The 8,715-nt window shown below is 70.5% G+C and carries 15 protein-coding genes and 1 pseudogene; 6 read left to right on the top strand and 10 right to left on the bottom strand.

Annotated elements, in window-relative coordinates:
• On the bottom strand, positions 1-216 hold a 216-nt coding region (locus JWP28_RS13215), incomplete at its 3' end, for a sigma factor (RefSeq protein ID WP_299543552.1).
• Positions 216-404, bottom strand: coding sequence for a NepR family anti-sigma factor (locus tag JWP28_RS13210; RefSeq protein WP_299543556.1), 189 nt, complete (start codon positions 402-404; stop codon positions 216-218). The genes JWP28_RS13210 and JWP28_RS13215, both read right to left, overlap by 1 nt.
• Before the next feature lie 235 nt (positions 405-639).
• Here JWP28_RS13210 and JWP28_RS13205 point away from each other — a divergent pair, with 235 nt between their 5' ends.
• The gene (locus JWP28_RS13205) at positions 640-1,443 is read left to right on the top strand and encodes a response regulator (protein WP_299543551.1); all 804 of its coding nucleotides are present in this window, start codon (positions 640-642) and stop codon (positions 1,441-1,443) included.
• Between the two features lie 86 nt (positions 1,444-1,529).
• The gene (locus JWP28_RS13200) at positions 1,530-1,703 is read left to right on the top strand and encodes a DUF1328 family protein (RefSeq protein WP_299543549.1); all 174 of its coding nucleotides are present in this window, start codon (positions 1,530-1,532) and stop codon (positions 1,701-1,703) included.
• A 90-nt stretch (positions 1,704-1,793) separates the two neighbouring features.
• Here the strand turns inward: JWP28_RS13200 and JWP28_RS13195 are convergent, their stop codons facing one another.
• The 4 genes from JWP28_RS13195 to JWP28_RS13180 all read right to left on the bottom strand — a co-directional run bounded on the left by JWP28_RS13195 (position 1,794) and on the right by JWP28_RS13180 (position 3,539).
• Positions 1,794-2,075, bottom strand: coding sequence for a hypothetical protein (locus JWP28_RS13195; protein ID WP_299543548.1), 282 nt, complete (start codon positions 2,073-2,075; stop codon positions 1,794-1,796).
• Between the two features lie 12 nt (positions 2,076-2,087).
• Positions 2,088-2,297: a hypothetical protein gene (locus JWP28_RS13190; protein ID WP_299543547.1), complete on the bottom strand. Its 210-nt coding sequence runs from the start codon at positions 2,295-2,297 to the stop codon at positions 2,088-2,090.
• A gap of 369 nt (positions 2,298-2,666) precedes the next feature.
• A complete protein-coding gene (locus JWP28_RS13185) occupies positions 2,667-3,119 on the bottom strand; it encodes an OmpA family protein (protein ID WP_299543545.1) in 453 nt (150 codons plus the stop codon).
• A gap of 78 nt (positions 3,120-3,197) precedes the next feature.
• A complete protein-coding gene (locus tag JWP28_RS13180; protein WP_299543554.1) occupies positions 3,198-3,539 on the bottom strand; it encodes a YMGG-like glycine zipper-containing protein in 342 nt (113 codons plus the stop codon).
• A 159-nt stretch (positions 3,540-3,698) separates the two neighbouring features.
• Between JWP28_RS13180 and JWP28_RS13175 the strand changes: the two genes are divergently transcribed.
• From JWP28_RS13175 to JWP28_RS13165, 3 genes are read left to right on the top strand one after another with little or no spacing between them, the layout of a single operon-like run.
• A complete protein-coding gene (locus JWP28_RS13175; RefSeq protein WP_299543543.1) occupies positions 3,699-4,073 on the top strand; it encodes a hypothetical protein in 375 nt (124 codons plus the stop codon).
• Between the two features lie 42 nt (positions 4,074-4,115).
• Positions 4,116-4,958, top strand: a complete 843-nt coding sequence (locus tag JWP28_RS13170) for a diacylglycerol kinase family protein (RefSeq protein ID WP_299543541.1) — start codon at positions 4,116-4,118, stop codon at positions 4,956-4,958.
• 6 nt (positions 4,959-4,964) lie between these two features.
• Positions 4,965-5,747 (top strand): metallophosphoesterase, encoded by a 783-nt coding sequence (locus JWP28_RS13165; RefSeq protein ID WP_299543539.1) that lies wholly within the window; start codon positions 4,965-4,967, stop codon positions 5,745-5,747.
• A gap of 8 nt (positions 5,748-5,755) precedes the next feature.
• On the opposite strand, the gene JWP28_RS13160 is transcribed toward JWP28_RS13165, so the two are convergent.
• From JWP28_RS13160 to JWP28_RS13150, 3 genes are all read right to left on the bottom strand, one after another.
• Positions 5,756-5,932, bottom strand: a complete 177-nt coding sequence (locus tag JWP28_RS13160) for a DUF1328 domain-containing protein (RefSeq protein WP_299543538.1) — start codon at positions 5,930-5,932, stop codon at positions 5,756-5,758.
• Positions 5,933-6,049: 117 nt separating this feature from the next.
• Entirely contained in the window at positions 6,050-6,436 is a 387-nt protein-coding gene (locus tag JWP28_RS13155) for a hypothetical protein (RefSeq protein WP_299543536.1), read from the bottom strand.
• Between the two features lie 22 nt (positions 6,437-6,458).
• Positions 6,459-6,785 carry a hypothetical protein gene (locus JWP28_RS13150; protein ID WP_299543535.1) on the bottom strand — a complete coding sequence of 109 codons (327 nt, stop codon included), beginning with the start codon at positions 6,783-6,785 and terminating at the stop codon, positions 6,459-6,461.
• A gap of 181 nt (positions 6,786-6,966) precedes the next feature.
• Here JWP28_RS13150 and JWP28_RS13145 point away from each other — a divergent pair, with 181 nt between their 5' ends.
• A complete protein-coding gene (locus JWP28_RS13145) occupies positions 6,967-8,394 on the top strand; it encodes an HWE histidine kinase domain-containing protein (protein WP_299543533.1) in 1,428 nt (475 codons plus the stop codon).
• 159 nt (positions 8,395-8,553) lie between these two features.
• On the opposite strand, the pseudogene JWP28_RS13140 reads toward JWP28_RS13145, so the two are convergent.
• A pseudogene (locus tag JWP28_RS13140) lies at positions 8,554-8,715 on the bottom strand (CoA transferase); the annotation flags it as partial.

Below are 8,715 nucleotides of genomic sequence, written 5' to 3'. Positions count from 1 at the left end.
GGTCCAGGCCTTCATGTTGGTGCCCATCTGGAAGCTGGCGCGGGCGTCCCAGGCCTTCATCATGGCGTCCTGCGCCAGGTCGTCGGCCGCGGCCGGGTCGCCGCACAGGGTGCGCGCGAAGGCCCGCAGATGGGGGATCAGCTGCACCAGCTCGCGTTTGAAGCCCTCGTCGTCAGGGCCCGATCGGGAGGGACGGACCGCGGGTTCGCCCGACATCAGCCGTTCTCCACGGTCTTGCTGTCGGCGCGGCGCAGGATGTCCAGGAACTCATCCGGGACGTCCTCGTTGACCACTTCGTCGAACATCTGGCGCAGGCGAACACCGATGGCCTGCTGGCGAAGTCGGGCTTCGTCGAGCGCTGCGGACGGCTTTCGCGGGTCCGGTGAAGGTATGTTTTCGATCATATTGTCGGCATGCCGCTTTCGCGAAGGCCGCCCCCTCATAGCATCCTCGTCGCCCATCAACGCCCGGCTCCGCCCCGAGTTCCCGTGCCACAGCGCGCAAGATGCGGAAAACCCACCGTTTTGGGAACAAGTTCCCTGTTGTAGCGTTTTTACACCATGATGGGGATCGTCGGGGAAACGCCTCCGGCTGCCTCGTACGCGTCAACGCCTCAATACCCATGGGAGGGGTCAACCCTTGAGTCTGCTAGCCCGCCTCGCGCCTCACCTCCCCTATGTCCGGCGTTACGCCCGCGCCCTGACCGGCGACCAGACGACCGGCGACCACTACGTCCGCGTCGCGCTTGAGGCGCTGGCGGCCGGGGAACGCACCCTGGAGGCCAATCTGACGCCGAGGGTCGCGCTCTATCACGTGTTCCACGCCATCTGGTGCAGCTCCGGCGCCCAGCTGGAGGCCCCGCAGGACGAGGACTACGCCGGCGTCGACGACACCACGCGGCGGCTGATGCGCATCGCCCCGCGCTCGCGCCAAGCCTTCCTGCTGACCGCGCTGGAGGGCTTCACGCCCTCCGAGGCCGCCCAGATCCTCGACACCGACTTCGCCGAGGTCGAGCGGCTGATCGCCGAGGCCCAGGCCGAGATCGACGCGGAACTGGCCACAGACGTGCTGATCATCGAGGACGAGCCGGTCATCGCGGCCGACATCGAGGCCCTGGTGAAGGAGCTCGGCCACACCGTGGTGGACATCGCCGCCACCCGCACCGAGGCGGTGGACGCCGTCTCCCGCAAGACGCCGGGGCTGGTGCTGGCCGACATCCAGCTGGCCGACGGCTCGTCGGGCATCGACGCGGTGAAGGACATCCTGGCCCGTTTCAACGTGCCGGTGATCTTCATCACCGCCTTCCCCGAGCGCCTGCTGACCGGCGAGCGCCCTGAGCCGACCTTCCTGATCACCAAGCCGTTCCAGCCGGAGACGGTGAAGGCCGCCATCGGCCAGGCGCTGTTCTTCCATCCCCGCAAGGCCTCCAAGCAGGCGGCCTGAGGGCGGAACGGCCGAACAGGCCCCACGTTACGGCAAGGGCGTCGCGGCAGCCGCGGCGCCCTTTTTTCGTTCGAGGAGAGTTCCCCATGCTCGGTTGGGCCCTGGTGTTTGCGATCCTGGCGATCGTCGCGGGCGTCCTGGGCTTCGTCAGCCTGGCGGGCTTGGCGGCGACCATCGCCAAGGTGCTGTTCGTGGTCTTCCTGGTGCTGCTGGTCGCCAACTTCGCGGTCCGCGCGTTCCGCGGGCAGTCGGTGGACTAGGATCAAAGCTCTCCCTCCCCCGCTTTGCGGGTGAGGCAAGAAGAAGCCCGCCGTCGCGGGCGGCCTTGGCCGTCTGTGATGTCGCCGGCGCTAGGGGGCCTGCGGGGCGGTGTGGTCGGTTCCGGGTGGCGGGACCACCGCCGCTGGCTCCGGAGCGCTGAAGGCCTTGGCGGCGCTGGCGCGGCCGTTGTCGGAATTGGCCGACGCCAGGCTCGGCGCCTTCCAGGTCCAGGCGAGGAACAGCCCGATAGCCGCGAGCAAGGTGCTGAACACCAGAACCCAGACCATGTGCCGGCCGAAGCGGCCCTGACGCGCGCGCGTCGCGTTGAGCACGGGTCTCGGGGGATCGGCGGGTCTCGAGGAGTCGGACATGGAAGCCTCCCTTTACTGGGCCGGGATGTAGCTGAAGGGACCGGTGGTCGGGCGGCTGGAAACCTGGCTCGCAGGGTGGATCAAGGAGCCGATGAGGCCGCTGGCGAGCGCCAGGCCCAGCACCGCGCAGATCGCGGCCAGCCTGCGGCGCACCGCCTGCTGGCGATGGTTCGGAGTCTTCATCAGGATCGGACCACGCCGCGGAGCGAAGGCGGGCTGCATGAAGGTTCCCTGACGATGCGGTGGGGTGGAGTCCCCCATCAGCATGGAAACGTTTCTGCGCCTCGCGTGTTCCGACCGCACCGGCAGCTAACGGCCAAGCTGTCCAAAAAGGATTGATAAAACAGCAGGTTGTGAAGGCGCCGGCAGGACGTCCGCGGCCCGCCGAAAAAACCCTAAAAAAGTTGGCCCCCGTCCGGAACGCAATGGCGCCACGTGAGTTTCTAGACTTGCGGAGGCGGCGACGCCCCCCCCGACTTGAGACTGGCGAACATGCCAGTCTGCCGTCTCCGCACCCCTTTTCTCGATGATGCACACCTGGGCGGGTCCAAGGACCCGCCCTTCCTTTGCGTGGGCTGTTTTGCGCGGGTGTCAGCCCGGCGAAAGGTGCAGCACCACATCGACGCGGCGGCGCAGCGGCCGGGCTTGGCCGCCGGCGGTCAGGGAGCCGGCCTGGCCCGCGGCCTGGACCTTGAATTCGCCCGCCGGCAGGCCGGCCGCGGCGAGGGCGGCGGTCACCGACTGGGCGCGACGCTTGGAGAGCTCAAGGTTGGCGTCGGCGCCGCCGGCGCTGTCGGAGAGGCCCAGGACGTCGACGCCGGCCACCTTGCAGGGCCGGCCCTCGCGGGCGGCCGCGGCGATCACCGCGCGCCCTTCCTTGGTGACCTCGGCGGATTCCGCATCGAAGTAGACTTCCACGGTCTGGTCCGCGCAGCGCGGCGGGGCCTTCACGATCCGGTCGCGCCCGGTCTTCATCGCCGCGCAGCCGCCCAACCCCAGCGCCAGGATCATCGCAACGCTCGCCGTTCCACGCAGGGTCATCATCGAAAGCCCTTTCCAGCATGACAAAGGGCGGCCGGACAATCCGGCCGCCCTCGCCAGTATCACTTCGGCAGGTCCGCCTCAGCGAGGGCTGCCGTCTTCCCAGAAATAGCGGCCGGTGCCGGAGTCGTAATAATAGTACCGACCCGCGCGCTCGTCATAGTACTGGCGGTGGCCGCCGGCGGACGCGCCGCAGCCGCCCTGGTCGTGGCAACCCTTCACAGCGCCTGCCGCAGCGCCCACCGCGCCGCCGATCAGGGCGCCGGTCGCGGCGTTGCCGGAGCCGGTGTTGTTGCCGATCACCGCGCCGGCCACTGCGCCGAGCGCGGCGCCGCCAAGGGTGGTGTTCGTCGTGTGGGGGTCGTCGGCGCAGGCGCAGAGCAGCGCACCGGCCCCGGCGAGGGCGATCAGTGGTTTAAGCAACATAGGTCAAGCTCTCCTTGCTGGTCCCCTGGCGGCCCAAACGCCGGGCCAGCGGGGCAGTTCCGACGCGCTCCCCTGTCTTCAGGCATACTGTGGCTTTCCGGAACCGGCGTCATCCCCCGCCGTTGGGCATGCACAAGCTTTGAACGGAGCCCTGCGATGGTTGCCGCGCGCCTCGATCCCAATGACGGAACTTCAGCCCTGAGCCGAGCCGAGCAGCTTGATCTCAAAGAGGTCCAGGCCGATGTCCGCGAGGCCTACGAGCGCGGCCGCCGGGACGAGCGCGCCAGCCGCCGACGGCATCCGATATTCATGACCTTCACCTTCATCGCGGCGGCGTGCGGCGTGGTGCTGTTGGCGCTGGCGGCGGTGAACGGCTCCTTCACCCGCGCCGGCGGCGTGGTCGACGAGAACCTCTCCATCGCGGTCAGCCGCGCCGAGCCCCAGGTGCGCGACGCCGCGAGCCAGACCGGCCAATCCTTGCGCGACGCCGGCCAGGCCGCGAAGGCCAAGGCCGACGGCTCCGCCGGCTAGGGTATCGCATTGGGGGCGATCACGCGGCTGAAGAGGGTTGAGGTGGTGGCCAACATCGCCTCGGGCAGCGTGGGCCCCACTGCGCCCGCCGAGATCGAGAAGATTCTCCACGACTACGGATTGTCGCCCAACGTCAGGGCCCCGCAGCCGGAGGACCTGGAAACCTGCCTGCGCGCGGCCGTCAACGCCGCGCCCGACCTTCTGATCGTGCTGGCCGGCGATGGCACGGCGCGGGCGGCGGCCGAGCTATGCGGACCGGACGGACCGGTCATCGCGCCGCTGCCTGGCGGGACGATGAACCTGCTGCCCCACGCGATCTACGGCCCCCGGCCGTGGCAGACGGCGCTGTCCATCGCCCTCGAGCAGGGCTTCGAACGGCCGATCGGCGGCGGCGACGTCGAAGGGCACAGCTTCCTGGTGTCGGCCATCTTCGGCTCGCCCGCGCTCTGGGCGCCGGCCCGCGAGGCGGCGCGGTTCGGCAAGCTGAAGCTCGCCTGGCTGCGCGCGCGCCGGGCCATGCGCCGGGCCTTCTCCGGCCGGCTGCGCTACATCCTGGACAACGGGCCTAGGGAGAAGGCCGAGGCGCTGATCTTCATGTGCCCGCTGACCTCGCGCGTGCTGAACAACGACGCCGACGCGCTCGAGGCCGCGGCGCTCGACGTCAAGGACGTGGCGGACGCCTTTCGGCTGGGCTTCCGCGCCCTGACCGGCGACTGGCGCGACGCGCCGGGGGTGGAGGTGGCGCCCTGCAAGGTGGCGCGGGTCTGGTCCGCGCACGGAATCCCGGCGATGCTGGACGGCGAGCCCGTGCGTCTGCGGACGCTGGCGGAAGTCCGCTACAATCCGAAGATCGCCCGCATCCTGGCGATCCCCAAGGACGTCTGATCTGGCATGGCCGTCCGCCTGGCGCACCTCTCCGACATCCACTTCGGCGGCGAGAACGTCCCGGCGGTGGCCGCGGCGACGGAGATGCTCAACTCCGACGGCTTCGACCTGGTGGTGGTGACCGGCGACCTCACCCGCTATGCCGAGGTGGCGGAATTCGAGGCCGCGGCGGGCTGGCTGCACCAGGTCCAGGCGCCAAAACTCGTGACCCCCGGCAACCACGACGCGCCCTACCTGGCCCCCGCCGAGCGGATCTTCGCGCCCTTCCGCCGCTATGAGCGCGCCATCGGGCCGGCGCCGGCGCAGACCCACCTGGGCGGAGGGTTCGCGGTGCGGGGCCTCAACACCGCGCGCGGCGCGCAGGCCCGGATCAACTGGTCGAAGGGGCAGATATCCAAGCGGCAGGTCCAGGCCGCGGTCGACTGGTTCGGGGACGCGCATGCCGAGTGCGTGCGCATCGTCGCCTGCCACCATCCGCTGACCGAGATGATCGGCGGCCCGATGACCGCCAGGGTCTGGGGCGGGGAGGCCGCGGCGCGGGACTTCGCCGACGCAGGCGTTGACCTGGTGCTGTCGGGCCATATTCACGCGCCCTTCGTCTGGCCCTATCCGTTCGCCGACGGTCGGACCTATGCGGTGGGCGCCGGCACCCTATCGACCCGCGAGCGCGGCGTGCCCGCCAGCTTCAATGTGGTGGAAATAGAAGGGGCGGCGATCCGCATCGCCGCCCTCGGGTGGACGGGCTCGCACTTCGAGCCCTATCGCACCTGGTCTCTGGACCGGCGCTGAGGCCAGTCTCAGAGGCTTGTTCCGCGGCCTCGCACGAAGTTCATGATCAGCGAAACCACGAACAGCACCAGGAACACGTAGAAGACGATCTTGGCGATGCCGATCGCGGCGCCCGCGATGGTCGTGAATCCAAGCACGCCGGCGATCAGGGCGACCACCAGGAAAGTCAGAGCCCAGCCAAGCATGGGTTTTCCTCCATTCGCGCCGTCATGGCGCTACCGGCCAAACCAACGCCCGGGGAACGGCGCCGTTCCGAAGTCACGCCTCTCCACGCGCGCAGCGTGGGGGCGCGGGAGAGAAGGCTACTTCTTCGGAGGCGGGCGGCCGGCGAACAGGCCGGCGATCACTGCGCTGAGGATGCGCGGATTCTTGAGGACCACGGCGGCGGCCGCGCCCACCGCGCCCAGGGCCACCAGCGGCCGCTCGCGGGCGAGTTCGATCAGCTTCGCGGTGAGGTTCTGGCTGTCGCCCTTCACCGGCTTCGGCCGCGCCTTGCGGGTGATGACGAAGGCGAGGATCAGGGCGATGAGCGCCACGGCGCCCGCAACCCCGGCGGCCGCCCAGGCGGGTCCGACGATGTCGCGCAGCGCCGCATAGAGCGCGAAGGCCAGGGCCACGACGCAGACGCCCGCCGCCGCCGCGATGGCGGCGAAGGCGGCGACCAGTCCGACGAACTTCCTGAAGATCACGTCGCGGATGTCGGCGGCGAGATCAGCGGCGCGAAGAGGCGGCGGAGAGCAGCAGGCCGATCAGCACGCCGACGCCGAGCGCAGCGCCGGTGGCGGCCAGCGGCCGCTCCTTGACCCGCTCGGTCATGTATTGCTGGGCCTGGTCGAGCTGTTGGCCGGCCGTGTCTGTGTAGGCGCGGGTCTGGGCGCGGAGCTGTTCGACGCCCTCGGTGACGGCGCGCTCGATGCGCTTGGCGGCGTCGGCGAAGGAGCGCTGCGCCTCGGCGGAAAGTTTGGTCGCATTGTCGGTGGCGGAGTTGACCGCGCTCTTGGTCTCGTCGGCGGCAAAGTCAACGGCGTTCGGGGGCATGGGATAGTCTCCGTAAGGTGGCCCCGGCGGGCGACGGGGAGTTGTAAGCCTGAACGTCGGACACCCTAGCCGGTTCCTGGCTTGGCCGCAAAGCCAAGCCGCCTCCCGCCCTGGTGCGAAACGCCATCCGCAGCGCACGGTTCCTGTCGCGCTCTCGCGCCCACGGCCCTATGTTCGGTGCATGACGCGAGGTGACCCGGGTCGCAGTGAGGAGCATCGGCGGCTGGAGCTGGCCCTGCAGGTGGCGGGGCTGGGCGAGTTCGAGTGGGACATGGCCCGCGGCGCGCTGACCGTCAGCGAGCGCATGGCGGCGATCACCGGGTTTCCGCCCGGGCCCATGCCGGCCAGCGACACGCGGGCGCTGGAGCCGTTCATCCATCCCGACGACCTGGAAGCCTTCCGCACCCGGAAGAAGCAGCAGCGCCCGGCGGGCGGCCAGTACGAATTCGAATTCCGCGTCATTCGCCCCGACGACGGCCGCACGGTCTGGGTGCGGGTGGCTGGCGTGCTGGCGAGGGACGCCGAGGGGCGCCCGCGCAGCGTCACCGGCATCGTCGAGGACATCACGCCGCGAAAGCTGGAGGAGGACCAGCGTCAGACCCTGATGGCCGAGCTGGACCACCGGGTGAAGAATGTGCTCGCCACCGTCCAGTCGCTGGCCATCCAGACGGCGCGGCGGACCACCTCGCTGGACGGGTTCCTGCAGAATTTCGGCGGGCGGCTGAAGGCCATGGGCTCGGCCAACGAATTGCTCACCGCCGCCCGCTGGCGCGGCGCGGCCATCGATCACCTCGCCGCCGCCGAGCTCGGCGCGCTGGCGCCCGGCCAGACCGCGTGGGAAGGCCCGGAGCTGTTCCTGACGCCGCGGGCCGCCAACGCCCTGGCGCTCGGTCTGCACGAGCTGGCCGCCAACGCCGTGAAGTTCGGGGCGCTCTCCGTGGACACCGGGCGGGTGAACCTGCGCTGGACGCAATGCCGCGACGGCGGCTTCGAGCTGACCTGGACCGAGAGCGGCGGTCCGACCGTGACTCCGCCAATCCGCCGCGGCTTCGGCTCGACGCTGCTGGAGCAGGTCACCGGCCGCGAGCTGAACGGCGAGACCCACATCGACTATCGGCCAGCCGGCGTGCGGGCCACGCTGCGCGCCGGCGCGGCCGCGGTGGCCCCACGGCCGGAGACGGTGCCCGAGGCGCCGGCCGCCCGCATCGCAGAGACCGTCGCCACCTCCAGCGGCCCGACCAACCTGCGCGGGGCCCGTGTGCTGATCGTCGAGGACGCTGTGCTGCTGGCCATGGAGCTGGAGATCGGCCTCTCCCACGCGGGCGCCAGGGTGATCGGCCCGGCCTATGAGCTGGAGGAGGCCATGGGCCTGCTCGACCAGCCGATCGACGCGGCGGTGCTCGACGCCAACCTCAACGGCCACTCGGTGACGCCGGTCGCCCAGGCGCTGGCGGCCCGCCAGGTCCCGTTCGTGTTCGCCACCGGCTATGGCGAGGCGGGCGGGGCGCCCGGCGGGTTCGACGCGCCGGTGATCCGCAAGCCCTATGACGTGACCCAGGTGGCCGCCGCGGTGGCGGAGCTGCTCAAGGTCAACACGCCGCACCCCTGAGACAAGGCGCCGCCTCGGCGCAGGGAAACCTCCGCTGTAGAAAGGTCGGAGGGGGGCCTGCGGCATTCGCAGGGGCCGGACCGGCGGCCCAGGGATCTCGCCCGCGTCAAGCGACCCGACTCCCACGTACGGTCCGCGGCACAGGCCGCGGACCGGGCGTCAGATGATCCCCTTGGCCCGCAGCTCGGCCAGGCGGTCGTCCGAACAGCTCGCGCGGGCCTTCAGCACCTCGTCCGTATGCGCCCCCAGCGCCGGCCCCGGCCAGCGCACGGCGCCCGGCGTGCGCGAGAGCTTGGGGAAGGCGTTCTGCATGCGGATCGG

The organism is Phenylobacterium sp. (assembly GCF_028290885.1).
In the GTDB taxonomy this organism is placed as follows: domain Bacteria; phylum Pseudomonadota; class Alphaproteobacteria; order Caulobacterales; family Caulobacteraceae; genus Phenylobacterium.
The sequence above is the reverse complement of the archived record's forward strand: the minus strand, read 5'-3'. Positions and strand labels throughout refer to the sequence as shown.